This is a genomic window from Curtobacterium sp. NPDC086286 (assembly GCF_044746255.1).
In the GTDB taxonomy this organism is placed as follows: domain Bacteria; phylum Actinomycetota; class Actinomycetes; order Actinomycetales; family Microbacteriaceae; genus Curtobacterium.
On record NZ_JBIVBW010000006.1, the window covers coordinates 134,771 to 159,961 of the forward strand.

The 25,191-nt window shown below is 70.4% G+C and carries 18 protein-coding genes and 1 pseudogene; 17 read left to right on the top strand and 2 right to left on the bottom strand.

Going from position 1 to position 25,191, the window contains the following annotated elements; genetic code table 11:
• Positions 1–100 precede the first annotated feature (100 nt).
• The 4 genes from coxB to ACIPKM_RS12415 all read left to right on the top strand — a co-directional run bounded on the left by coxB (position 101) and on the right by ACIPKM_RS12415 (position 4,755).
• A complete protein-coding gene (coxB, locus tag ACIPKM_RS12400; protein WP_070418664.1) occupies positions 101–1,003 on the top strand; it encodes a cytochrome c oxidase subunit II in 903 nt (300 codons plus the stop codon).
• Positions 1,004–1,015: 12 nt separating this feature from the next.
• Positions 1,016–2,755 carry a cytochrome c oxidase subunit I gene (ctaD, locus tag ACIPKM_RS12405; RefSeq protein WP_070418665.1) on the top strand — a complete coding sequence of 580 codons (1,740 nt, stop codon included), beginning with the start codon at positions 1,016–1,018 and terminating at the stop codon, positions 2,753–2,755.
• A gap of 4 nt (positions 2,756–2,759) precedes the next feature.
• Positions 2,760–3,176 (top strand): cytochrome c oxidase subunit 4, encoded by a 417-nt coding sequence (locus tag ACIPKM_RS12410; RefSeq protein WP_070418666.1) that lies wholly within the window; start codon positions 2,760–2,762, stop codon positions 3,174–3,176.
• A 199-nt stretch (positions 3,177–3,375) separates the two neighbouring features.
• Positions 3,376–4,755, top strand: a complete 1,380-nt coding sequence (locus ACIPKM_RS12415) for a glucose-6-phosphate dehydrogenase (protein WP_070418667.1) — start codon at positions 3,376–3,378, stop codon at positions 4,753–4,755.
• A gap of 102 nt (positions 4,756–4,857) precedes the next feature.
• On the opposite strand, the gene ACIPKM_RS12420 is transcribed toward ACIPKM_RS12415, so the two are convergent.
• Positions 4,858–6,747 (bottom strand): glycoside hydrolase family 15 protein, encoded by a 1,890-nt coding sequence (locus ACIPKM_RS12420; RefSeq protein ID WP_070418668.1) that lies wholly within the window; start codon positions 6,745–6,747, stop codon positions 4,858–4,860.
• Between the two features lie 55 nt (positions 6,748–6,802).
• Entirely contained in the window at positions 6,803–7,867 is a 1,065-nt protein-coding gene (locus tag ACIPKM_RS12425; protein WP_071294809.1) for an App1 family protein, read from the bottom strand.
• A gap of 145 nt (positions 7,868–8,012) precedes the next feature.
• Here ACIPKM_RS12425 and ACIPKM_RS12430 point away from each other — a divergent pair, with 145 nt between their 5' ends.
• From ACIPKM_RS12430 to holA, 13 genes and pseudogenes are all read left to right on the top strand, one after another.
• Positions 8,013–8,660, top strand: coding sequence for a TetR/AcrR family transcriptional regulator (locus ACIPKM_RS12430; protein ID WP_175496097.1), 648 nt, complete (start codon positions 8,013–8,015; stop codon positions 8,658–8,660).
• Between the two features lie 179 nt (positions 8,661–8,839).
• On the top strand, positions 8,840–9,709 hold the full coding sequence (locus tag ACIPKM_RS12435; RefSeq protein ID WP_070418671.1) for an ABC transporter ATP-binding protein: 870 nt from the start codon (positions 8,840–8,842) through the stop codon (positions 9,707–9,709).
• A complete protein-coding gene (locus ACIPKM_RS12440) occupies positions 9,706–10,428 on the top strand; it encodes an ABC transporter permease (protein WP_071301874.1) in 723 nt (240 codons plus the stop codon). The genes ACIPKM_RS12435 and ACIPKM_RS12440 overlap by 4 nt, the downstream gene beginning before the upstream one ends.
• Positions 10,425–11,165, top strand: coding sequence for an ABC transporter permease (locus ACIPKM_RS12445; RefSeq protein ID WP_071301875.1), 741 nt, complete (start codon positions 10,425–10,427; stop codon positions 11,163–11,165). The genes ACIPKM_RS12440 and ACIPKM_RS12445 overlap by 4 nt, the downstream gene beginning before the upstream one ends.
• Positions 11,162–12,097 (top strand): ABC transporter substrate-binding protein, encoded by a 936-nt coding sequence (locus ACIPKM_RS12450; RefSeq protein ID WP_070418674.1) that lies wholly within the window; start codon positions 11,162–11,164, stop codon positions 12,095–12,097. Before ACIPKM_RS12445 ends, ACIPKM_RS12450 begins: the two co-directional genes overlap by 4 nt.
• A 268-nt stretch (positions 12,098–12,365) precedes the next feature.
• Positions 12,366–13,778 carry a cytochrome ubiquinol oxidase subunit I gene (locus tag ACIPKM_RS12455; protein ID WP_070418675.1) on the top strand — a complete coding sequence of 471 codons (1,413 nt, stop codon included), beginning with the start codon at positions 12,366–12,368 and terminating at the stop codon, positions 13,776–13,778.
• On the top strand, positions 13,778–14,782 hold the full coding sequence (gene cydB, locus ACIPKM_RS12460) for a cytochrome d ubiquinol oxidase subunit II (protein WP_071301876.1): 1,005 nt from the start codon (positions 13,778–13,780) through the stop codon (positions 14,780–14,782). Before ACIPKM_RS12455 ends, cydB begins: the two co-directional genes overlap by 1 nt.
• Before the next feature lie 9 nt (positions 14,783–14,791).
• Positions 14,792–16,480 carry a thiol reductant ABC exporter subunit CydD gene (gene cydD, locus ACIPKM_RS12465; protein WP_402736828.1) on the top strand — a complete coding sequence of 563 codons (1,689 nt, stop codon included), beginning with the start codon at positions 14,792–14,794 and terminating at the stop codon, positions 16,478–16,480.
• Positions 16,477–18,225 carry a thiol reductant ABC exporter subunit CydC gene (gene cydC / locus ACIPKM_RS12470; RefSeq protein WP_083413730.1) on the top strand — a complete coding sequence of 583 codons (1,749 nt, stop codon included), beginning with the start codon at positions 16,477–16,479 and terminating at the stop codon, positions 18,223–18,225. The genes cydD and cydC overlap by 4 nt, the downstream gene beginning before the upstream one ends.
• 67 nt (positions 18,226–18,292) lie before the next feature.
• Entirely contained in the window at positions 18,293–20,905 is a 2,613-nt protein-coding gene (gene leuS, locus ACIPKM_RS12475) for a leucine--tRNA ligase (protein ID WP_402736829.1), read from the top strand.
• A gap of 401 nt (positions 20,906–21,306) precedes the next feature.
• Entirely contained in the window at positions 21,307–21,774 is a 468-nt protein-coding gene (locus ACIPKM_RS12480) for a ComEA family DNA-binding protein (protein WP_254791766.1), read from the top strand.
• Positions 21,775–22,377: 603 nt separating this feature from the next.
• Positions 22,378–23,766: pseudogene (locus ACIPKM_RS12485) on the top strand (ComEC/Rec2 family competence protein); the annotation flags it as partial.
• A 377-nt stretch (positions 23,767–24,143) separates the two neighbouring features.
• On the top strand, positions 24,144–25,163 hold the full coding sequence (gene holA, locus ACIPKM_RS12490; RefSeq protein WP_071301880.1) for a DNA polymerase III subunit delta: 1,020 nt from the start codon (positions 24,144–24,146) through the stop codon (positions 25,161–25,163).
• Positions 25,164–25,191: the final 28 nt, after the last annotated feature.

The window sequence follows — 25,191 nt, forward strand, 5'->3', positions numbered from 1 at the left end:
TGCGAGTAAGCTAGGAGTGTTCCAACCAAGCTGGGAGCGAGCCATGCGCGACCTTCACGTCGCGGCCTGCTCCGGTTTCACGTTCTTCCGAGAGGTAACAGTGCGTTCGAATCGCCGTATACGTTGGGCGGCCGTCCCGGTGGCCGTCGGTCTGGTCATCGCACTGGCTGGTTGCACGCAGCAGCAGCTGAACGGATGGCTCCCCGGCACGGAGGAGACGAAGGACGTCACCAACCACACGAGCCGCATCGTCGGCCTGTGGACCACCAGCTGGGTCGTGCTGCTCGCGGTCGGTCTGATCGTGTGGGGCCTCATCATCTGGGCAGCGATCGTCTACCGCCGCCGCAAGGGCCAGACCGGCCTGCCGGTGCAGATGCGCTACAACATGCCGCTCGAGATCTTCTACACGATCGTGCCGCTGATCCTCGTGCTCGGCTTCTTCGCCTTCACCGCCAAGGACCAGGCCGCGATCGAGCAGCCGTTCAAGAACGCCGACGCGACGATCCACGTCTACGGCAAGCGCTGGGCGTGGGACTTCAACTACATCAACGAGGACGACAAGTCCAAGAGCGTCTACTACCAGGGCATCCAGGCCCAGGAAGAAGAGAACGCCAACGGCGCGATCGACGAGTCGCAGCTCCCGACCCTCTACCTGCCCAAGGGCAAGAAGGTCCACATCGAGCTCTCGTCCCGCGACGTCGACCACTCGTTCTGGATCATCGACTTCCTCTACAAGAAGGACATGCTCCCGGGCAAGACGAACGACGAGTACTTCATCCCGCAGAAGCTCGGTACCTACCAGGGCAAGTGCGCGGAGCTGTGCGGTGAGTACCACTCGCTCATGCTCTTCCAGGTGAAGGTCGTCACCCCGGCCGAGTACCAGAAGTACCTCGACTCGCTCGAGGAGCAGGGCAAGGTCGGTCTGCTCGGCAACGAGTACAACACCAACACGAACGAACCCAACGACAAGACGCCCGTCACGGCGTCGAGCGACAACAAGTAGGGGCTCCGTCAGATGACCACGTCACTCGTCGGCCAGCCGGCTGCAGGGACCACGACACTGGACTTCCAGGCGTCGAAGGTCGGCCGGAAGGGCAACATCATCGTCCGGTGGATCACCTCCACGGACCACAAGACCATCGGGTACATGTACCTGATCGCCTCGTTCATCTTCTTCCTGCTCGCGGGTGTGATGGCGCTCGTCATCCGTGCCCAGCTCTTCGAGCCCGGCCTGCACGTGGTCGCGACGAAGGAGCAGTACAACCAGCTCTTCACGATGCACGGCACGATCATGCTGCTGATGTTCGCGACCCCGCTCTTCTCGGGCTTCGCGAACGCGATCATGCCGCTGCAGATCGGTGCGCCGGACGTCGCCTTCCCGCGTCTGAACGGGTTCGCCTTCTGGCTCTACCTGTTCGGCTCGCTCATCGCCGTCGGTGGCTTCCTCACCCCGCAGGGCGCCGCGTCGTTCGGGTGGTTCGCCTACGCGCCACTGAGTGACACGACGTTCACACCAGGGCTCGGTGGCACCCTCTGGGTCTTCGGCCTCGGCATGACGGGCTTCTCGACGATCCTCGGTGCGGTGAACTTCATCACCACGATCATCACGATGCGTGCCCCGGGTCTGACCATGTTCCGCATGTCGATCTTCACGTGGAACACCCTCGTGACCGCGCTGCTCGTGCTGATGGCCTTCCCGGTCCTCGCCGCCGCGCTGTTCGGCCTCGGTCTCGACCGCGTGTTCGACGCGCAGATCTTCAACCCGGCGAACGGGGGAGCCCTGCTCTGGCAGCACCTCTTCTGGTTCTTCGGCCACCCCGAGGTGTACATCATCGCGCTGCCGTTCTTCGGCATCGTCTCCGAGGTCTTCCCGGTGTTCAGCCGCAAGCCGATCTTCGGGTACAAGACCCTCGTCTACGCGACCATCGCCATCGCGGCCCTCTCGGTCACGGTGTGGGCGCACCACATGTACGTCACCGGTGGCGTCCTGCTCCCGTGGTTCTCGCTCATGACGATGCTCATCGCGGTCCCGACCGGCGTGAAGATCTTCAACTGGGTCGGCACGATGTGGCGCGGTTCGGTCACGTTCGAGACGCCACTGCTCTGGGCCGTCGGCTTCCTCATCACCTTCACGTTCGGTGGTCTCACCGGTGTGATCCTGGCGTCGCCGCCGCTCGACTTCCACGTGTCCGACTCGTACTTCGTCGTCGCGCACTTCCACTACGTGGTCTTCGGAACCGTCGTGTTCGCGATGTTCTCCGGCTTCTACTTCTGGTGGCCGAAGTGGACGGGCAAGATGCTCAACGAGCGTCTCGGCAAGATCCACTTCTGGCTCCTGTTCATCGGCTTCCACACGACGTTCCTCATCCAGCACTGGCTGGGCGTCATCGGCATGCCGCGTCGCTACGCGACCTACCTGCCGAACGACGGGTTCACCTGGATGAACCAGCTGTCGACGATCGGCTCGATGATCCTCGCGATCTCGTTCCTGCCGTTCATCTTCAACGTCTACGTGACCGCCCGGAACGCGCCGAAGGTCGCGGTGAACGACCCGTGGGGCTACGGCCGCTCGCTCGAGTGGGCGACCAGCTGCCCGCCGCCGCGGCACAACTTCACGTCGATCCCGCGCATCCGTTCGGAGTCGCCGGCGTTCGACCTCAACCACCCCGAAGCGGGTGTGCCGATCGGTGTGGGTCCGGCCAAGGACGCCCCCGACGCTCCGACCTACGACGCCGCGAAGGGCGAGGTGAAGTAAGGCGATGCGCGCCAACACCAACCTGTTCTGGATCCTCTTCGGGTTCTTCATCCTCGCGGACGCCGCGTACACCATCTGGTCGCTGCTCTACTACGGTCACCCGGAGTGGGTCGGCACGGTGGCCATCGGCCTCACCGGGATCATGTCCGCGTTCATCGCGTTCTACCTCGGCAAGGTCATGTCCTCCCAGGGCGGCGTCCTCCCCGAGGACCGCCCCGACGCCAACATCGAGGACGGCGACGCCGAGCTCGGGCACTTCAGCCCGTGGTCGTGGTGGCCCATCCTGCTCGCGGGTGCCACGGCGCTCTGCTTCCTCGGTGTCGCAGCCGGGCTGTGGATCGTCCCGATCGGGCTCGCCTGCGTGGCGATCACCCTCGTCGGCTGGGTCTACGAGTACTACCGCGGCAACTTCGGTCACTGACCTGGACCTCCAGCGCACCTGACTTCGGGCGGCACCACACCGGTGCCGCCCGAAGTGCGTCCAGCACCACACCGGAACCGCAGCACGACCTCCGGAACGCAGGCACACCAACGAACCTGCTCGTCCGGGAATCAACCGGTCCGCCCACGGCTTGGCCTCAAGCGGACCACCCCCACCACAGCGAAAGGAGTCACCTCCGGTGACCGACAAGCGCACTCTCATCATCTTCGGCGCGACGGGCGACCTCGCCTCCCGCCTGCTGCTGCCGGGCCTCGGCACGTTCCTGCAGAGCGGTCGAGCGGTGCCCGTCCAGCTCATCGGCACGGGCCGCAGCGCCCGCAGCGAGGAGCAGTGGAAGGACGTCGTCACGAAGTCCTTCGCGTCGCAGGACGTGAAGGGCCCGGAGGTCGACGCCACCCTCGCGTCGACGCAGTTCATCCAGGGTGACCCGACCGACCCCGAGCACCTCAAGGCGCTCTTCGCCGCGGCCGACGCCGACGCCGAGCCGATCCTCTACTTCGCGCTCCCGCCGCAGATCGCCTCCGACATCTGCGAGGCGCTCCAGCAGGTCGAGCTGCCCGAGGGCACGACCCTCGCGTTCGAGAAGCCCTTCGGCACGGACGTCGCCAGCGCGAAGGCCCTCAACGAGACGGTCCTCAAGCTCGTCCCCGAGGAGCGCGTGCACCGCACCGACCACTTCCTCGGTCGCACCACGGTCCTGAACATCATCGGTCTGCGCTTCGCGAACCGCCTGTTCGAGCCGATCTGGAACGCCGACAACATCGAGAAGGTCGACATCTTCTACGACGAGACCCTCGGTCTCGAGAACCGCGCCCAGTACTACGACGAGGCCGGCGCGATGGTCGACATGATCCAGTCGCACCTGCTGCAGATCCTCGGCATCGTGACGATGGACGCCCCCGCGGACATCGACGCCGTCGAGTTCCGCTCGTCCCTGGCCCGGGTGCTCCGTTCGACCGAGCTCAAGGGCGGCGACCCGAAGATCGCGTCGCGTCGTGCGGTCTACACGGCCGGCACCATCGACGGCAAGGAACTGCCGTCGTACCAGGACGAGGACGGCGTCGACAAGTCGCGCGGCACCGAGACGCTCGCCGAGATCTCGGTCGAGGTGGACACCGCCCGTTGGAAGGGCGTGCCGTTCACGCTCCGTTCCGGCAAGGCACTCGGCAACAGCCGCAAGGAGGTGCTGATCACCTTCAAGCCCGTGACGCGCCTGCCCTCCGGCCTGTCCGGTCGGCCGAAGACGGACACGCTCCGCATCGTGCTCAACCCCGACGAGATCGAGCTGACGGTGTCGGCCAACGGCGGCGGCAACCCGTTCGAGATGGGCCAGGTCACCCTGTCGTCCTCCTTCGCGGACGGCGAGCTCACCCCCTACGGCGAGGTCCTCAACGGGATCTTCCACGACGACCCGCTGCTCTCGATCCGCGGCGACGTGGCCGAGCGCTGCTGGGAGATCGTCGAGCCGGTCGTCGACGCCTGGAAGGCGGACGAGGTCCCGCTCGAGGAGTACCGCGCGGGGTCGCGCGGCCCGGCGGACTGGGAGTCCTCGTCCTGACGGACGTGACGGTGACGCCCTGATCGGGCGGTGACGACGGACGGGAGGCACGGTGCCAGCTGGCACCGTGCCTCCCGTCCGTCTGCGGTCACGACCACCGCGTCAGGCGGGTGTGCCGGCCCGCTCGCCCTCTCCGGTCCACGAGCGGGTGCCGCCGTCGTGGACGGCGAGTCGCGTCCGGTGGCCGGCCGCCGTGCCGCGCGCCCGCGCGATCGCGTCCGCGGCGGACACGAGCGTGAGGTGCGACAACGCCTGCGGGGTGTTCCCGATGTGGTGGCCGGTCGCGACGTCGATCTCCTCGGAGAGCATGCCGACGTCGTTCGCGTACCCGACGAGCACGTCCATCAGCCGCTCAGCGTCCTCGACGCGCCCGGACGCGGCGTACTGCTCGACGAGCCAGAAGGAGCACGCGAGGAACGGGTGCTCGCTGCCGGAGAGCCCGTCGAAGCCGGACGAGGTGCGGTACCGGAGCACGAGGCCGTCGTCGCCGGTCCGGAGGTCCTGCTCGATCGCGGTGACGGTCCCGGTCATCCGCGGGTCACCGGGCTTCACGTAGCCGATCTGCGGCAGGACGAGCAGGCTGGCGTCGACCTCGTCGGTGTCGTAGTGCTGGCGGTAGCTGCCGCGCTCGGCGTTCCACCCGTGCTCCTCGATCTCGGCGCGCACCTCGGCGCGGAGGGTCCGCCAGCGGTCGACGGGGCCCTCGAGGCCGAACTCCTCGACGGCTGCGACGCCGCGGTCGAAGGCGGCCCAGATCATCGCGCGCGAGTGCGTGAAGTGTCGACGGGGCCCGCGCATCTCCCAGATGCCGTTGTCGGGCTCCTGCCAGTGCTCCTCGACGTACCCGAGCAGGGCGCGCTGGAGTGCCCACGAGTCGGCGTTCTCCTCGACGCCGAGCTCGCGGGCGTCGTGGAGCGCGGCGAGGACCTCGCCGAAGACGTCCCCCTGGTACTGCGTGTAGGCGCCGTTGCCGATCCGGACCGGCGTGGAGCCCGCGTACCCGGGCAGGTTCGGCAGTTCGCGTTCGGGGAGCTCGCGCTCCCCGGCGATGCCGTACATGATCTGCACGTCGGCGGGGTCGCCGGCGATCGCGCGGAGGAGCCAGCCGCGCCAGTGCATCGCCTCGTCGCGGTACCCGTGCGCGATGAGGGATGCGAGGGCGAGCGAGGCGTCGCGGAGCCAGACGTAGCGGTAGTCCCAGTTGCGTTCGCCGCCGGGGTCCTCGGGCAGGCTGGTCGTCGCGGCCGCCACGACACCGCCGGTCTCGGCGTGGGTCATCGCACGGAGCAGGAGGAGCGACCGGCGGGCCGCCTCGGCGTACCGGCCCTCGGTCCGGGCGGTGGCCATCCAGTCCCGCCACCAGCGCACGGTGCGGTGCAGGGCCTCGTCGACGTCGAGGGGCTCCGGCGGCTCGCGGTGCGACGGGTACCAGGTGAGGACGGTGTCGAGCACGTCGCCGTCGTGCACGGTGGTGGTGGCGGTGTGCCGGTGGTCATCGGCGCGGAAGCGGACGCCGCGGACGATCACGGACCCGGGTCCCGCCGTGGCCAGCAGTGCGGGGTCCTCGTCGCCGCCGATCTGCCGGACCCAGGGGAGTGCGAGGGCGTAGTCGAACCGGATGCGCAGCGTCTGTCGGAGCTCCACGCTGCCGCGGAGCCCCCGCACCCGCCGGACGATCGTCGCCCGGTGCGCGCCGATCGGCATGAACTCGGTGACCTCGACCACGCCGGTGCTCGTCGTCCACACGGTCGCGAGCACGAGCGTGTCGTGGTCGTACCGGCGGGTGGCGGTCGCGTCCGGGTCCGTGGGGCGGAGGGTCCAGTGCCCGTGGTCCTCGGTGCCGAGGATCGAGGCGAAGGTCGACGGGCTGTCGAAGCGGGGCAGGCACGCCCAGTCGACGGTGCCGTCGCGCCCGACGAGCGCGGCGGTGTAGGTGTCGCCGATCAGCGCGTGGTCCTCGATGCGGTTGGTCGGTGTGTCAGCCGGGCTCATGGGCCGATCCAACCACCGCCGCCTCGGGAGGCCGGGGTGGTTGCTGAGGGATGGCTCAGGCCGGGTCGTCCGGGTCGGCGCGGGTGATGCCGACCCGTGCCAGCTCGGACCACATGCCGGCGCCGTCCGGGGCGTAGACCCAGGGGGCCGAGGACTCGCGCGAGCGTTCCTGGGCGCGGGACCGCCCACCGGCGAGGACGGCCTCGCTCGTGGAGAGCTGGCGGATGGCGACGCCCGCGACGTTCTCGGGGTGGGCCCGAGCGAACTCGCCGTAGAGGGACTCGTCGTGCTGCCCGTCGTCGCCGACGAGGAGCCACTGCACGTGCGGGAAGTCCTGGGCGAGTCGTTCGAGGTTCTGCTGCTTGTGGAGCTGGCCGCTGCGGAAGAACCGGTCGTGCGTGGGACCCCAGTCGGTGAGCAGCAGGGTGCCGGAGGGGTAGAGGTTCCGGCTGAGGAAGCGCTGCAGCGTCGGCGCGACGTTCCAGGCGCCGGTGGAGAGGTAGACCGTCGGGGCACCGGGGTGCTGCGCGAGGACGCGTTCGTACAGCACCGACATGCCCGGGACGGGCCGGCGCCCGTGCTCCGTGAGCACGAAGGAGTTCCAGGCCGCGAGCATCGGGCGAGGGAGCGAGGTCACCATGACGGTGTCGTCGATGTCCGACAGCAGCCCGAAGCGCGTGTCCGGGTGCACGATGAAGACGTCGGCCTCGACGTCGCGCATGCCCCCGGCGGACAGCTTGATGGTGCGCCAGCCCGGCTCGAGGTCGATCGGCACGATGGTGTCGACCACGCCGCCGCGGTCGGACTGCACCACGTGCGAGGTCCCGCCGGCGGTGATCGTGACCTCGGCGTCGTCGACCGCGACGCTCGTGAAGCTCCGCCAGCCGCGCACACCGTAGAAGGAGGCGTCGGATGCGAGACCCCGACGCGTGAGGAGGACCCGGCAGAGGACGCGGACCCACCCGGGTGCGCCGTAGCCGGTGTACGGGATGACGGTCGGCACCAGCCCCCGGCGGCGCGCCCGGTGCTCGCGGAACTCCTGGACGGCGTCCTCGATGCGGGCCGCCCGGTGGAGGATCGGCTCGGCCAACGACGGCTCGTGGGGCGTCGGGTCGGGCATCGCCCCATCATTCCACGTCCGACCTGGCACACGTACGACCTCACACGTGTACTGGGAGAGTCGCAGCGATATTCCAGCCGGTCTCTGCGACAGTTGTGACCGTCACACCCACATGAGTCGCGCTGTCGGCGCAAGAGGAGAACACGTGCTCGTCACCGAGGTATCGAACGCACTGCCGGGGGGATCATCACTGCTCAGGAACGAGCCGGTCCAAGCCCGCAGTTCGGCGCGCCTCGCCGGCCTCCTCGACGCCGCGGCCGCGGTGATCGACGAGATCGGGTTCGAGCGCCTGACCACCGCGATGGTGGCCGAGCGGGCGGGGGCGTCCATCGGCACCGTCTACCGCTACTTCCCGGACCGCATCGCCGTGGTCGAGGCACTCGCGATCCGGAGCACCCAGCGCCTGGCCGAGCGGTTCATCACCGCCCTCGACACCAGCGAGGCGACGACCTGGCAGGCCGCCTGCGACGCGCTCATCGACGTCACCGCCGAGATGTACCGCACCGAGCCGGGGTTCCGGGCGATCCGCTTCGGCGACGCGGCGGACACCGGCACGGGCGACGCCGAGGACCGGATGGCGGCACTGGGGAGCGCCGTCGCCCACATCATGCACGAGCGGTTCGGCGTGCCGACGGGGGAGCGCATCGAGCGGACCTGGGTGGTCCTCGCCGAGTCGTCGCACGCCGTCCTCGCGCGGGCGCACCGTGACCCGGCGAACCCCGAGACCGCACTGATCGAGGAGTACCGGGCGATGAGTCGCGGGCACCTCGAAGCGGTGATCGCGGCCTCCTGACACGCCGAGCGGCAATCCGACGACGCCCGTCCTCCGAACAGGAGAGACGGGCGTCGTCGCGTCCGGACACTGCGCACGTGCTGTCCGGGACGCGACACACGCCGTCACGGCTGAACGGGTGTCACACCCGACGGGTACTCTCACTCGGAGTCGGGCTACCTCCGAACAGAAGGGCACCCATGATCGAGTTCCGCTCGGTGCGCAAGACCTACCCGGACGGCACCAACGCGGTCGACGACTTCAGCCTCGTCATCCCCTCGAGGACCACGACGGTCTTCGTCGGGTCGAGCGGCTGCGGCAAGACCACGCTGCTCCGGATGATCAACCGCATGGTCGACCCCAGCGCAGGTGCCGTCGAGATCGACGGGGAGGACGTCGCGGGCGTCGACCCGGTCAAGCTCCGTCGCAGCATCGGCTACGTGATGCAGAACGCCGGGCTGCTGCCGCACCGCAAGGTCGTCGACAACATCGCCACGGTGCCGCTGCTGACGGGGGTCCCGAAGGCCGACGCGCGCCAGCGTGCCCTCGAACTCATGGACACGGTCGGGCTCGACCGTGCCTTCGCGAACCGGTACCCCTCGCAGCTCTCCGGCGGACAGCAGCAGCGCGTCGGCGTCGCCCGCGGACTCGCGGTCGACCCGAACATCCTGCTCATGGACGAGCCCTTCGGTGCCGTCGACCCGCTCGTGCGGAACGACCTGCAGGACGAGCTCATCAGGCTGCAGCGCGAGCTCGGCAAGACCGTGGTGTTCGTCACGCACGACATCGACGAGGCCTTCAAGCTCGGCGACCAGGTCGTCATCCTCAAGAAGGGCGGCGAGATCGCCCAGCTCGGCACCCCCGCCGAGATCCTCGCCGAGCCCGCCGACGACTTCGTCGCGAACTTCATCGGCGCCGGTCGCGGCCGCCGTGCGCTCCGCGTCGAGCAGACGCCGACGGGGCCGATCGTCGTCGACGGTGAAGGACGTGCCGCCGGTGTGCTCACCGGTCCGGTGCAGGTCGTGGACGCGGCCGAGGCAGTGCCCCAGGAGCAGCGGGGCGACGCGTGAACTGGGTCCTCGGCAACACGGACACGATCAGCGACAACCTGATCGCGCACGTCTGGCTGGCGATCCCGCCGATCGTCATCAGCTTCCTGCTGTCCGTCCCGATCGGACTGCTCGTCTCGCGCCTGCGGAAGCGCAACGGCGTGGCCCGGGGGACAGCCTCGACGATCGTCGTCGTCGCGAGCCTCTTCTACACGATCCCGGCGCTGCCCCTCTTCCTGGTGCTGCCCGCGATCATCGGCACGAGCACCCTCGACCCGGTGAACGTCGTGATCGCGATGACCATCTTCGGCGTGGCCCTGATGGCCCGGTCCGCCGCCGACGCCATCGACGCGGTCGACCAGGACGTCGTGGGGGCGTCCGAGGCGCTCGGGTACTCGCCCGCACAGCGGTTCTTCAAGGTGGAGCTGCCGCTCGCCGGTCCGGTCCTCCTCGCGGGCATCCGGGTGGTGTCGGTGTCCACGATCAGCCTCATCACGGTCGGTGCGCTCATCGGCGTGCCGAACCTCGGGTTCCTGCTCACCGACGGCCTCAAGCGCGGCATCAGCGCCGAGATCCTCACCGGCATCGTCCTGACCATCGTGCTCGCGCTCGTGTTCGACGCGCTGCTCGTGGCCGCGGGTCGGCTCGCGATGCCGTGGACACGGGGGAGCGGCCGCAACGCCCGTGCCGTCCGACGCCGCGCCGCTGACGACGTCCGAGCGAACGAGGTCTCCGCGTGAACCTCTTCGCCCAGGGCATCGCCTGGATCTTCGACCCGGCGAACAACGTCGGGTCCGACGCCGTCGGAATCCGACTCTGGGAGCACGTGTGGATCACGTTGCTCACGGTCGCCATCGCCGTCGCGATCGCCGTGCCGGTCGGCCTGCTGATCGGGCACACCGGCAAGGGACGCTCGATCGCAGTGGGCGTCTCCGGCGGCATCCGTGCGCTGCCGACCCTCGGCGTGCTGACGCTGCTCGCACTCTCGATCGGCCTCGGACTCGGGGCCCCGCTCATCGCACTCGTCATCCTCGCGATCCCGTCGGTGCTCGCCGGCGCGTACTCCGGCGTCGAGGCGATCGACCGCGTCGTGATCGACGCCGCCAAGGCGCAGGGCATGACCGGGTGGCAGATCCTCGGCAAGGTCGAGATCCCGCTCGCCCTGCCGCTCATCGTCGGCGGCATCCGTGCCGCCGTGCTGCAGGTCGTCGCCACCGCGACCCTCGTCGGCTACATCAACGCCGGCGGACTCGGCGGCTACGCCTTCTCCGGCATCGCCAACTCGGACTACGCGGAGGTGCTCGGCGGTTCCCTCCTGGTGATCGCCCTCGCCATCGCGTTCGAGATCGTCTTCGCCGCGCTGCAGCGGCTCGCCGTCCCCGCGGGTGTCTCCGCCGGGTCGGCGCGTCTGTCGCGTCGGAGCACCCGCAGCTCAGCACCACGAGCATCAACCCCTGTGGAAGGAACCCACCCGTGATCACAGCAACGACCCGGCGTCTCGCCGCGACGATCGCCGTCGCGTCCGCGGCCGCCATCGCCCTCGCGGGCTGCTCGTCGAGCGACCCGCTCTCCTCCGGCTCCGGCGGTGGGGACTCCAAGACCATCGTCGTCGGCTCGCAGGCGTACCCGTCGAACGAGATCATCGCCGAGCTCTACGCGCAGGAGCTCGAGCACGAGGGCTTCACCGTCACCAAGAAGCTCAACATCGGTCAGCGCAAGGCGTACTGGCCCGAGGTCGCGAAGGGGAGCATCAACGTCTTCCCGGAGTACAACGGCAACCTGCTCAACTACCTCCTGCAGGAGGACGGCAAGTCCACCACGACCGAGACGACGACGGACGGCATCAACACCGCACTGAAGTCGGCACTGCCGTCGGACGTCAAGGCGCTGCCGTCGGCCGACGCCTCGGACGCCGACACCTACACGGTGACCCAGGCGACGGCGGACAAGTACGGCTTGAAGTCGATCGCCGACCTCTCGAAGATCGGCGGGACGATCTCGATCGCCGCCAACCCGGAGTTCGCCACCGCCGCCTACGGTCCGAAGGGCCTCAAGGAGAAGTACGGCATCACCGGCGAGGTCAACCAGCAGAACGACTCCGGTGGCCCGCTCACGATCAAGGCGATCCAGGACGGTGACTCGCAGGTCGCGGACATCTACTCCGCCAGCGCCTCGATCAAGACCGAGAAGCTCGTCACGCTCGAGGACCCGGAGCACCTCGTGCCGGCGAACAACGTGACCCCGATCGTGTCGAAGGACCTCGACTCGAAGGCCGCGGACGCCATCGAGAAGGTGAACAAGCTCCTCACGACCGACGCGCTCATCGAGCTCAACCGTCAGAACTCGGTGGACCAGAAGTCGGCGGCCTCGGTCGCCAAGGCGTTCCTGCAGGACAACGACCTGCTGTAGCACTCAGTCAGCACAAAACGACAGGTGTCGGGCAACTGCCCGGCACCTGTCGTCGTTCCGAGATCTGGTACCCGCACCGTTGTTCCGCACGGTTGTGCCGTGCAATCCCGCTGCACATCCGTGCACTGAGGGTTCTACAACTTGTCGAACCATGTGTCCGCGAGGTAACGTGTTCGTGTCCCAACGGTTGTGACAGCAGAAGTTCCCCTCCACAGGAAGCAACTGACGTGCACCAACAGCGCGCGGCGAACCGGCTCGGAAACGCCGCATGAACGACATCCTCGATCCGCTCCTCCTGTCGCGGTGGCAGTTCGGTCTGACGACGATCTACCACTTCCTCTTCGTCCCGTTGACGATCGGCATGGCCGTCGTCGTGGCCGTGTTCCAGACGGCCTGGTACCGGACGGGGCGCGCGCACTACCTCCAGCTGACCCGGTTCTTCGGGCGCATCTTCCTCATCAACTTCGCGATGGGCGTCGTGACGGGGATCGTGCAGGAGTTCCAGTTCGGCATGAACTGGTCGAACTACTCCCGGTTCGTCGGTGACGTGTTCGGCGCCCCGCTCGCGCTCGAGGGCATCCTCGCGTTCTTCTTCGAGGCGGCGTTCATCGGCATCTGGATCTTCGGGTGGGACCGCCTGCCGAAGGGCCTGCACCTCGCGAGCATCTGGTGCGTCAGCGCCGGCACGATCATGTCGGCGTACTTCATCATCGCCGCGAACGCGTTCATGCAGCACCCGGTCGGCTTCTCCATGAACGAGGCCAAGGGGCGTGCGGAGCTCACGGACATCTGGGCCGTGCTCGGCAACAAGGTCGCGCTGGCCGCCTTCCCGCACACTCTGTTCGCGTGCTTCATGGTCGCCGCCGCGGTGATCATCTCTGTCGCCGCGTACCACCTGGCGCGCAACCAGAACCTCGAGACGATGATGCCGGCGCTGAAGTTCGGCATGTGGACGATGCTGGCCGCGGGGGCGCTCACGGTGCTCACCGGCGACCAGCTCGGCCTCACGATGGTCGACACCCAGCCGATGAAGATGGCCGCTGCCGAGGCGCTGTACAACACCGCCACCGGCAAGGACGCCTCGTTCTCGATCTTCACGCTCGGCACCCCGGACGGCGTGCACGAGCTGTTCTCGATCCGTGTGCCGTACCTGCTCTCGTTCCTGTCGACGCACACCTTCAACGGCACGGTCGAGGGCATCAACGACCTCCAGGCGCAGTACTCGCAGGTCTACGGCCCCGGCGACTACAAGCCGATCATCTGGGTGACCTACTGGTCGTTCCGCTGGATGATCGCGCTCGGTGTCGGCGCGGTGCTGGTCTCGCTCGTCGGGCTCTGGCTGACCCGCAAGGGCCGGTTCCCGACCCAGCGGTGGGTCTGGCGCATCGCCACCTGGACCGTCCCGCTGCCGATGGCCGCGATGATCGTCGGCTGGATCTTCACCGAGATGGGCCGCCAGCCGTGGCTCGTGTTCGGGTTGCTCAAGACGAGTGACGGCGTCTCGCCGAACGTCACCGGGGTCGAGGTCCTCATCTCGCTCATCGTCTTCACGCTCATCTACGGCTCCCTGGCGGTGGTCGAGTTCCGGCTCATCAAGAAGGTCGCGCAAGAGGGCCCCGCCGCCCCGGCGGAGGTCGACGAGGAGACCGGCGAGGTCAAGCACGAAGTGACGGTCTACTGATGGATCTCCCCGTTCTCTGGTTCGCGATCGTCGGCGTCTTCTTCGTCGGCTACTTCGTCCTCGACGGCTTCGACTTCGGTGTCGGCATGTCCCTGCCGTTCCTCGGCAAGGACGACACCGACCGTCGGGTCCTGATCAACACGATCGGCCCGGTGTGGGACCTCAACGAGACCTGGGTCATCGTCGCGGGCGCCTGCCTGTTCGCGGCGTTCCCCGAGTGGTACGCCACGATGTTCTCCGGGTTCTACCTGGCGCTCCTGCTCATCCTCGCGGCGCTCATCGCCCGCGGCGTCTCGTTCGAGTACCGGCACCAGAACAAGCACCTCGAGTGGAAGCGCCGGTTCGACCTCATGATCATCGTCGGCAGCGCGGTGCCGTCGTTCCTCTGGGGCGTCGCGTTCGGCAACGTGGTCCGGGGCATCCCGATGGACGCCGGCCACAACTACACCGGCACGGTGTTCGACCTGCTCAACCCCTTCGCGCTGCTCACCGGCGTGGCGACGCTGCTGGTGTTCTTCACGCACGGCGTCGTCTTCGTCGCGCTGAAGACCGAGGGTGAGATCCGTGCGCGTGCGAAGCGCCTCGCGACCCGGGCGGGCGTGCTGACGATCGTCGTCGGCGCAGCGTTCCTGGTCTGGATGGCCTTCGTGCGGTCCACCCCGACGTCGATCGTCCTGTCGGTCGTCGCCGCGCTCGCCCTGGTCCTCGCGGTGCTCTGCAACGCCTGGGGCAAGGAGGGCCGGGCGTTCACGCTCATGGCGGTCACCATCGCCGCGATCGTCCTGGCGATGTTCACGGCGATCTTCCCGGACGTCATGCCCGCGACGAACGACCCGGCGAACAGCCTGAACGTCTACAACGCCTCGAGCGGCTCGTACACGCTCACGGTGATGAGCTGGGTGGCATTGATCTTCGTGCCCCTCGTGTTCGCCTACCAGGCGTGGACCTACTGGATCTTCCGCAAGCGCGTGTCCCGGGCCCACGTGACCCAGGCCGCGCACTAGGCGGCGACGGTGAAGCCGCTCGACCCGCGCCTGCTGCGGCTGTCGCGGACGGCCCGTGGCTTCATCGTCGCGGCCGCCGGCACCGGTGTCCTCCGCACGCTCGCGACCATCGCGATCGCGTGGGGGATCGCCGCGGCGGTGACCCTCGGCGTGGACGCCGTCCGTGACGGCAGCGTCCCGGACGCGTTCACCCCGGCGCTCGCGCTCCTCGGCGCGGCGTTCGTCGTCCGGGCCGTGGCCGCCTGGGCCACCGACGACCTCGCCGCACGTGCGGCGGCGAAGGTGAAGAGCGAGCTGCGCGCGACCGTCCTGGCCCGGGCGGCCGAGCGCGGACCGTCGTGGCTCGCCGAGCGCTCGAGTGCGGCCTTCGCGACCACGCTCGGCCCCGGGCTGGACGCCCTCGACACCTACTTCGGCCGGTACCTGCCGCAGCTGGCCCTCACCGCGATCGCCACGCCGATGCTCGTCGTCGCGATCGGGCTCGGCGACCTGACCAGCGGCCTGATCGTGCTCTGCGCCCTGCCGGTGATCCCGGTGTTCATGATCCTCATCGGCCTCGCGACGCAGGCGCTCCAGCGGAAGCAGTCGGACGCGCTCGCGAAGCTCGGCGGTGCCTTCACCGAGGCGGTCGAGGGGCTGGCGACGCTCAAGGTCTTCGGCCGTGCGCGGCGCCAGGTCCGACGCATCGGCACCGTCACCGACGAGTACCGCGGTGGCACCGTCGGGGTCCTGCGGCTGTCGTTCGTGAGCGGGTTCGCGCTCGAGCTCGCCGCGAGCCTGTCCGTCGCGCTCGTCGCGGTGTCGATCGGCATCCGACTCGTCGACGGCTCGCTCGGGCTCGGCGCCGCGATGTTCGTGCTCGTCCTCGCTCCGGAGGCCTTCGCCCCGATCCGCCAGGTCGGCGCCGACTTCCACGCGGCACAGGACGGCGTCGAGGCCTCGACCGCCGTGCTCGATGTCCTCGACGACACCACGGCGCCCGCGGCACGTCCCGGAGCCGTCCCCGCCGCCGACCACCTGGTGCTGGACCGACTCACCGTGCGCCGTCCCGACGTCGTGATCGGTCCGCTCGACCTCCGCGCCGGACCGGGCACGGTCGTCGTCCTGGCCGGCCCGAGCGGCTCCGGCAAGTCCAGTCTCATCGCCGCGGTCCGCGGTGCCCTGCCCCACGACGGCACGGTGACCGTGCCGGGCCCCGACGGCAGCACGGTCGCCGAGCGCACGACCTGGGCCGACCAGCGCCCACGACTCGTCCGCGGCACGATCGCCGAGAACGTCGCGCTCAGCGCGACCCCCGACGAGCCAGCGGTCCGCACCGCCCTGGGCGAGGCGGGGCTGGGACTCGACCCGCGCCTCCAGGTCGGTTCCGGCGGCAGCGGCCTGTCCGGCGGCCAGGCGCAGCGCGTCGCGGTGGCGCGCGCCCTGTACCGCGCAAGGCGGACGGGGACGCAGCTCGTGCTGCTCGACGAGCCGACTTCCGCGCTGGACGCCGACGCCGAGGCGCACGTCGTCCGCACGCTCCGCCGCCTCGCCGACGACGGGGCCGTCGTCGTGGTCGCGAGCCACCGGCCCGCGGTCGTCGCGACGGCGGACGTCCGCGTCGACGTGCGGCCGGACGGCGCGGTCGCGGTCACCCGTGTCGACGGGCGACCTGGTGGCGCGGTCGCGGTCACCAGCACGGACGGGGTGCGGGCATGACCCGGGAGGCGCGAGGGGCCCACGACGCCGGTTCCGGTCCGACGCGCCAGCGGCGGGGCGGCCGTGCCGGCGGGGACGCCTCCGTCCTGCGGCTCGCGATGCCGCACGGGGCCGGTTGGGCCAAGGCGGTCACGGCCGGTGCGCTCAGTGCGGTCTGCGCCGTGGCGCTCCTCGCCGCGAGCGGGTACCTCATCACGCGTGCGGCCGAGCACCCGCCGATCCTCTACCTGACGCTCGTGATGGTGGGTGTCCGCGCGTTCGCGCTCGGCCGTGCGGCGCTCCGGTACGTGGACCGCCTCGCCGGACACGACGCCTCGTTCCGGCAGCTCGCGGTCGTGCGCACCGAGATGTACCGCCGACTGTCGTCGATCGCTCCGGCGGGACTCGGCTCCACCGGTCGCGGCGACCTCCTCACGCGGCTCGTCACCGACACCGACCGGCTGCAGGACCTGCCCATCCGCGTCGTCGGTCCGCTCGTGTCCGCCGGCGTGGCCGCGCTGCTCTCCGTCGTCGCGGTCGCGTTCGTGTCGGTGCCAGCGGCGCTCGTGCTGCTCGTCGCCCTCGCCGTGGCCGCGCTGCTCGGGTCGGTCGTCACCCTCTCGATCGCACGGCGCTCCGACGAGCAGACGGCCGCGGAACGCGGGCACGTCGCCGACCTCGTGCTCGACACGGTGCGGACGCTCGACGTCTTCGCCGCATACGGCACGCTCGACGAACGGCTCGACCACATCGCCCGGCTCGACGCCCGGGTGACCGCGGCCGTGCGGCGCCGGGGGACGATCGAGTCACTCGTCGGGGCCCTGGTCGGTCTCGTCGGCGGTGGCGCGGTCATCGGGATCCTGGCCGTCGGCGCCCCCGCGGTCGTCACCGGCGCGCTCGACGGACCGCTCTGGGCCCTCGCCGTGTTCGTGCCGCTCGCCCTGTTCGAGGTCGTCGGCGGGGTCCCGCTCGCGGTGCTGACGCTGCGCCGGGTCCGAGCCGCGGCCGACCGGGTGGAGCGGGTCGTCCCGGCGGAGGTGCCGGCCGGCATCGTCCCGGAGCCGGACGCGGACGCCGATCCCGCTTCGCTCGTGGTCGACGGGCCCGTCGCCGTCTCGCTGCGCGACGTGACGGTGCGCTGGCCCGGTGCCGCGGCGGCCGCCGTCGACCGGGTGTCGATGGACCTCCGACCCGGCGAGGTCGTCGTGCTCGAGGGACCGAGCGGCGCGGGCAAGTCGACGCTCGTGGACGCGCTCGTCCGGTTCGTCGACCACGAGGGCTCGTACACGCTCGACGGGGTCGAGGCGAAGGACATGCACCCCGACGCCGTCCGCGCCCGCGTCGGGCTGATCGAGCAGGACCCGTTCGTGTTCGACCAGTCCGTGCGGCAGAACCTGCTGTTCGCCCGCGACACCGCGACCGACGAGGACCTGCTCGCCGTGCTCGACCGGGTCGGGCTCGGGTCGTGGGTGCAGCGACGCGGTGGACTCGACGCGGGCGTGGGGGAGCGCGGTGCCCTGGTGTCCGGCGGGCAGGCGCACCGGCTCGCGCTCGCCCGGGCGCTCCTGCACGCGTTCCCGGTGCTCGTGCTTGACGAGCCCACGGCCGACATCGACCCCGACCTCGGCGACACCGTGCTGCGCGACCTCGTCGGGGCCGCGCGGCAGGACGGCAGGACGGTCGTCGTCGTGTCGCACGTGCCGGTGGCGGCGGACCTCGTCGACCGGACGCTGCGGATGCGCGACGGGCGGCTCGCGGCGGTGTGAGCCGAGCACCTGCCGGTGGTGGGTCGACTCCGGTGCGGTGATCCGTTCCTCCAGGCTTATATCCTTGATGACCGGAGCGCGTCCGACGGACGTGATCCGTGCCTCCAGACTGAATGAGAGTTCCGTGACCACCGAGCCGTACCCCGAGGACCCGAACGCCTACGACTTCCGTCGTCTGCAGGAGAAGTGGCAGCCGCGCTGGGAGGAGCTCGGGCTCTTCACGACCGACCTCGACGACACGCGTCCGCGGAAGTACATCCTCGAGATGTTCCCGTACCCGTCCGGCGACCTGCACATGGGGCACGCCGAGAACTGGGCGCTCGGCGACTTCGTGGCGCGGTACTGGCGGCAGCAGGGCTTCAACGTGCTGCACCCGATCGGCTGGGACTCGTTCGGGCTGCCGGCCGAGAACGCGGCGATCAAGCGCGGGGTCGACCCGAAGGACTGGACCTACGCGAACATCGAGCAGCAGAAGGCGTCGTTCAAGCGCTACGCGCCGTCGTTCGACTGGACCACCGAGATCCACACCTCGGACCCCGAGTACTACAAGTGGAACCAGTGGCTGTTCCTGAAGATGTACGAGAAGGGGCTGGCCTACCGCAAGGACAGCTGGGTCAACTGGGACCCGGTGGACCAGACCGTCCTCGCGAACGAGCAGGTGCTGCCGGACGGCACCTCGGACCGATCCGGTGCCGTCGTCGTCAAGAAGAAGCTGACGCAGTGGTACTTCAAGATCACCGAGTACGCGGACCGGCTGCTCGACGACCTCAACCAGCTCGAGGGCCGGTGGCCGGCGAAGGTCATCGCGCAGCAGCGGAACTGGATCGGGCGCTCGGTCGGTGCGGACGTCGACTTCGTGATCGAAGGCCGCGACGAGCCCGTCACGGTGTTCACCACGCGTCCGGACACGATCCACGGGGTGACATTCCTCGTGGTGGCGCCGGACTCGGACCTGGCTGCTGCACTGGTGGCTGACGGATCCGTGTCGGACGACGTCCGGGCTGCGTTCGACGCGTACCTCGTCGCCACGCAGAAGACGTCGGAGATCGACCGGCAGAACGCCGACCGTCCGAAGACCGGTGTGCCGCTCGGTCGCTTCGCGATCCACCCACTGACGGGGGAGCGCCTGCCGATCTGGGCCGCCGACTACGTGCTGGCCGACTACGGCCACGGTGCGGTCATGGCGGTCCCGGCGCACGACCAGCGCGACCTCGACTTCGCGCGGGCGTTCGACCTGCCGGTGAAGGTCGTCGTCGACACGAACGCCGCGGTGACCGGGGCGATCCCGGTGATCCCCGAGGGTGCCTCGCTCGAGGACCTGCCCGCGCTCGACCCGGTGTCGACGGGTGAGGCCCTGACCGGCACCGGTCGGATGATCAACTCCGGCCCGCTCGACGGCATGTCCAAGCAGCACGCGATCACCGCGGCGATCTCCCTGCTCGAGGAGCGCGGCACCGGACGTGCCGCCAAGACCTACCGTCTTCGCGACTGGCTCATCTCGCGCCAGCGCTTCTGGGGCACCCCGATCCCGATCATCCACGGTGCCGACGGCACCGAGCACCCGGTGCCGATGGACCAGCTGCCCGTCCGGCTGCCCGACACCGAGGGGCTCGACCTCAAGCCGAAGGGCACCTCGCCGCTCGGTGGCGCGACCGACTGGGTGAACGTGCCGAACCCGGTGGACGGCACCCCCGCGCTCCGCGACACCGACACGATGGACACCTTCGTCGACTCGTCGTGGTACTTCCTGCGCTTCCTGGCGGCGAACGACGACACGCAGGCGTTCGACCCCGCCGTCGCACGCAAGTGGGCCCCGGTCGACCAGTACATCGGCGGCATCGAGCACGCGATCCTGCACCTGCTGTACGCGCGCTTCGTGACCAAGGTGCTGTTCGACCTCGGCTACCTCGACTTCACCGAGCCGTTCTCGGCGCTGCTCAACCAGGGCATGGTGCTGTCCGGCGGCTCGAAGATGTCGAAGTCGAAGGGCGGCGTCTCGCTCGGCGACGAGCTCGACGCGAACGGTGTCGACGCGATCCGCCTGGTGATGGGCTTCGCCGGGCCTCCAGAGGACGACATCAACTGGGAGGACGTCTCCCCGTCCGCCTCGGCCCGCTTCCTCGCCCGTGCCTACCGGCTGGCGCTCGACGTCACGTCGTCGCCGGACGTCGTGTGGGCGGACGGCGACCGCGCCCTGCGGCAGGTCACGCACCGGTTCCTGGCCGATGCGCCGGGAATGATGGAGTCGTTCAAGTTCAACGTCGTGATCGCCCGGCTCATGGACCTGGTGAACGTCACCCGCAAGGCGATCGACAACGGTCCGGGCGCGGCTGACCCCGCCGTCCGCGAGGCCGTCGAGACCATCGCGCTCGGCCTGAGCGTCTTCGCGCCGTACACCGGCGAGGAGATGTGGGAGAAGCTGGGCTACGAGGCCACCGTCGCCACGTACGGCTGGCGGAAGGCCGACCCGACGCTGCTCGTGCAGGAGTCGCTGACCGCGGTCGTGCAGGTCAACGGCAAGGTGCGGGACTCGTTCGAGGTGTCGAAGTCGATCGAGCCGTCGGAGCTCGAGGCGCTCGCTCGGGCGTCGGCGAACGTCCAGCGGTACATCGGGGACCGCGAGATCGTGAAGGTGATCGTGCGGGCGCCGAAGCTCGTGAACATCGCGATCAAGGGGTAGCGCGCCGTTCGTCCTCCACAGGTTGGGCGGGCGGACGGTCGTCCACCGATCGTCGTTGCGGGGTCCGGCCGGGTGGTCGGGCTCCGTAGCGTGCGGGCATGTCGTCTGGTGATGGTGGAGCCACGGGGCCGTCCGGCGGGGCTGGGGCGGTGTCGGCGGGTGGGTCTGCGCGGTCGTGGGCCGCTGGGCTGGCGTTGTCGCCGCGGACGGCGGTCCTGCTGGCAGGCCTCGTCGTCCTGGTCGCCGGGGTCGTGGTGGCGGTCGGGTCGTGGTCGGGTACGTCATCGTCGGCGGGCGGTGGGGGCGACGGTCAGCTGTCGGTGGCGGGTGCTCCGTCAGCGGTGCCGTCCCGTTCTCCGGCAGGGGGTCCTCCGTCCTCGTCGGCCGCCCCGCTCGTGGTCGTGCACGTCGTCGGGGCGGTGGCACGTCCGGGCATCGTGACCCTGCCCGGGGGCAGCCGTGTGTCCGACGCGGTCGAGCGGGCCGGGAGTGCTCGTGACGACGCGGACCTGGCTCGACTGAACCTCGCGCGGGTGCTGGTGGACGGCGAGCGGTTGTACGTGCCGAAGGTGGGGGAGACGGACATCCCGGCAGCGCTCGACGGCTCGAGCGGTTCGGTCGGTGGGGGCGGTGCCGGGTCGGATGGTGCCGGTGGTGGTGCCGGGTCTGCCGTCGATACCGTCGTCGACCTCAACACGGCCGACCAGACCCTGCTCGAGACCCTGCCCGGGATCGGGCCGTCGCTCGCCGGCCGGATCCTCGCGTGGCGCGACGAGCACGGACGGTTCGCCGCCGTCGAGGACCTGCTCGACGTCAGCGGCATCGGTGACGCCCGGTTCGCGGAGCTCCGCGACCGCGTGCGGGTCTGATCGGGGCCGGCGGTGGCGGTCGACCTCGCTCCCGGCGTGCGTGACCTGCGAGTGGCCGGTCCGGCGTCGGCCGCGTGGGTCTGCGCGGCGGTGCTGGTCGGGTTGCCCGGCAGCGCGGGGTGGTTCGTCCTCGCGGGCGCGGCCGTCGCGTGTGGCGGCATCGCATGGCTGGTGGTGGGGTGTCCGCGGCGGGCTCTCGGCGTCGTGGGGCTCGTGGTGGCGTCGGCCGCGTTCTGCACCACGGTGGCGGTCGCCGTGGTGGTCGGCGACGACCGGCGGAGCCCTGCCGTCCTCGACGGTGTCCGGACGGCCGCCGTCGAGGTCGTGCTCGACCGGGACCTCGCGCCGGGTGCCCGGTCGGTCGTCGGGACCCTGGTGGCTGCGGAGGACGTCGACGGGCTGCGTGTGCCGGTTCGGGTCGTCCCCGCAGCGCAGGGCGCGCCCGAGGCCGTCGCTGCGGGGAGTCGGGTGCACGGGGTGGCGACGCTCCAATCGGACGAGCCGGGGAACACGACGTCGTTCGTGGCGTTCCTGCGCGGCGGGGTCCGGACCGAGCCGCCGACGGGACTCCTCGCGGCCACCGATCGGGCGCGCCGAGCGTTCGTGTCCGCGAGCGCGACCCTGCCGGAACCCGGAGCCTCGTTGTTGCGCGGTCTGGCGATCGGCGACCGGAGCGGACTCGACCCCGCGACCGAGGCCGCGATGGAGACCTCGGCGCTCACCCACCTGACCGCCGTGTCCGGCGCGAACTGCGCGGTGATCGTGGGACTCGTGGTCGTGCTGGGGCGGGTCGTCGGCCTCCCGCGAGCGGGTCGGGCGGTGGTGGCGATCGCGCTCCTGCTGGCGTTCGTCGCACTGGTCCGTCCGGACCCCTCGATCGTGCGGGCGACGGTGATGGCGGTGGTCGTGCTCGTGGTGCACCTCGCGGGACGTCCGGTGCGAGGGGTCCCGCTGATCGCCCTCGCCGTGGTCGGGATGCTCGTCGTCGACCCCTGGTACGCCCGGTCGTTCGCGTTCGCCCTGTCGGTGCTCGCGACGAGTGGGATCGTGGTCCTCGGTCCGCCGCTGACGGCGCTGTTCGCACGACGGGTGTGGACGCCGGTGGCGGCAGCGCTCGCGATCCCCGTCGCGGCGCAGCTCGCCTGCTGGCCGGTCACCATCCCGTTGTCGGCCACGTTCCCGACCTACGCTGTCCCGGCGAACCTGCTGACCGAGCCGCTCGCGCCCGTCGTCACGGTGATCGGGCTCGCCGCGTGCCTGACCGCGCCGCTGTGGCCGTGGGGCGGTTCGGTGCTCGCCGCGGTGGCGTGGGCGCCCGCCAGCGCGATCGGAGGCATCGCGCACGGAGCGGCTGCGCTCCCGTACGCCGCCGCGCCCTGGCCAGCCGGCGTGCTCGGGGTGGTCGGCGCCGCCGTCGTGAGCGCCTCGGTCGCGGTGGCGGTCCTCGCGCCCCGAGCGGTCCGCTTCCGCCTGCTCCTCGCCGCGTGCACGGTCGCAGCGGTCGGGATCGTGTCCGTCGCCGTGCCGCGACTCGTCGTGCGCGCGGGGCTGCCGGGCGACTGGGCCGTCGCCGCGTGCGACGTGGGACAGGGTGACGCGGTGCTCGTCCGCGGCGGGAGCGGCACCGCACTGGTCGACGTCGGCGACGATCCGGAGCGACTCAGCGCGTGCCTGGACCTCCTCGGCGTCGACCGGGTCGACCTGCTCGTGCTGACGCACTTCGACCGGGACCACGTCGGCGCGGTCGCGTCGGTCGCGGACCGTGTGACGACCGCGCTCGTCGGGCCGACGGGTCGGGCTGAGGACGAGCGCGTCCTCCGGTCGCTCGTCGATGCGGGCATCGACGTCCGGACGGCCGACGACACGACGTCGGGCACGCTCGGGCCGCTCCGGTGGCGGGTGCTGTGGCCGCGGTCGGGTGCGCGGGACGCCGGCAACGACGCGAGTCTGGTCCTCCGCACGGAACCCGGGCCGGGCTGCACGTCGTGTGTCGCCGGGCTGTTCCTCGGAGACCTGGGGGAGACCGCGCAGCGCCGGCTCCGCGGTGTCCTGGCGACCCAGGCCGACACCGGAACGCAGGCCCGGCCCGGGACCACGATCGAGGTCGTGAAGGTCGCGCACCACGGTTCGGCCGACCAGGACCCGGTGCTCTACCGCGAGACCGCGGCCGCGGTGGGGCTCATCGGCGTCGGTGCGGACAACACGTACGGCCACCCGACCCGCTCGGCGCTGGACGTGCTCGAGGCCGCGGGCACCCGTGCGTACCGGACCGACCAGCAGGGGACCGTGGTCGTCGGACGGGACGGACCCGACGCCCTCCGGGTGTGGACGGAGCGTTCGGCGTCAGCGGTCGCCCGTAGGATCGAGGCATGGCCGCCAAGAAGCCCGTCCGCGCCGCAGCGAAGATCGACCAGGTGCCCTGGTCGGGCATCCGCCCTGCGCCGGTGGTGCTCGTCACGGGGCCCGAGACCTTCCTCGCCGAGCGAGCGAGCAGCGTCCTGCGTGACCTGCTCCTGGGCGAGGACCCCGCGCTCGAGGTGCACGACCTCGAAGCCGACCAGTACGCTCCCGGCCTCCTCGCCACCCTCGCGAGTCCGTCCCTGTTCGGCGAGCCCCGGTTGGTCCGGGTCACCAACGTCGAGAAGTGCACCGACGCGTTCATCACCGAGACGATCTCGTACCTCGGTGCCCCGGCGGACGACGTCACGCTCGTGCTGCGCCACGGCGGGGGAGTGCGCGGCAAGAAGCTGCTCGACACGATCCGCAGCGGTGTCGGCGGGGGCGTCGAGGTGCAGTGCGACGAGCTCAAGCGCGAGACCGACCGGATCGACTTCGTCACGGCGGAGTTCCGCGCTGCCCGACGCAAGATCGCGCCCTCGGCGGTTCGCACCCTCGTCGCGGCGTTCGCGGACGACCTGGCCGAGCTCGCGGCCGCGTGCCGACAGCTCCTCGCGGACGAAGCCGCCGAGATCACGGACAAGGTCGTCGACAAGTACTACGGCGGTCGCGTCGAGACGAACGCGTTCAAGGTCGCCGACATCGCACTCGCCGGCCGTTCGGCTCCGGCGATCGTCGAGTTGCGGCACGCGCTCTCGACGGGCGAGGCTCCGGTGCCGATCGTGGCGGCGTTCGCGTCGAAGATCCGCACGATGGCGAAGGTCAGTGCCTTCCGCGGGCCGAGCGGTCAGGCCGCCTCGGCACTCGGCATGGCGCCGTGGCAGGTGCAGCGGGCGCAGCGTGACGTCGCGGGGTGGAGCGAGTCCGGGCTCGCGAACGCGCTCATCAGCATCGCCGAGGCCGACACCGCGGTGAAGGGTGGCTCGCGCGATGCGCACTACGCGCTCGAGGTCATGGTCCGCACCATCGCCCGGCGCGGCGAGGCGCGCTGAGGCGAGCCGAGCCTCCTGAACTGCGCAC

What these genes read in the sequence shown, in the direction of transcription:
- leuS (WP_402736829.1), top strand. Translation starts at nt 18,293, where the DNA reads ATGACCGGAGCGCGTCCGACGGACGTGATCCGTGCCTCCAGACTGAAT.
- cydB (WP_071301876.1), top strand. Translation starts at nt 13,778, where the DNA reads ATGGATCTCCCCGTTCTCTGGTTCGCGATCGTCGGCGTCTTCTTCGTC.
- ACIPKM_RS12410 (WP_070418666.1), top strand. Translation starts at nt 2,760, where the DNA reads ATGCGCGCCAACACCAACCTGTTCTGGATCCTCTTCGGGTTCTTCATC.
- cydC (WP_083413730.1), top strand. Translation starts at nt 16,477, where the DNA reads ATGACCCGGGAGGCGCGAGGGGCCCACGACGCCGGTTCCGGTCCGACG.
- ACIPKM_RS12435 (WP_070418671.1), top strand. Translation starts at nt 8,840, where the DNA reads ATGATCGAGTTCCGCTCGGTGCGCAAGACCTACCCGGACGGCACCAAC.
- ACIPKM_RS12455 (WP_070418675.1), top strand. Translation starts at nt 12,366, where the DNA reads ATGAACGACATCCTCGATCCGCTCCTCCTGTCGCGGTGGCAGTTCGGT.
- ACIPKM_RS12420 (WP_070418668.1), bottom strand. Translation starts at nt 6,747, where the DNA reads ATGAGCCCGGCTGACACACCGACCAACCGCATCGAGGACCACGCGCTG.
- ctaD (WP_070418665.1), top strand. Translation starts at nt 1,016, where the DNA reads ATGACCACGTCACTCGTCGGCCAGCCGGCTGCAGGGACCACGACACTG.
- holA (WP_071301880.1), top strand. Translation starts at nt 24,144, where the DNA reads ATGGCCGCCAAGAAGCCCGTCCGCGCCGCAGCGAAGATCGACCAGGTG.
- ACIPKM_RS12425 (WP_071294809.1), bottom strand. Translation starts at nt 7,867, where the DNA reads ATGCCCGACCCGACGCCCCACGAGCCGTCGTTGGCCGAGCCGATCCTC.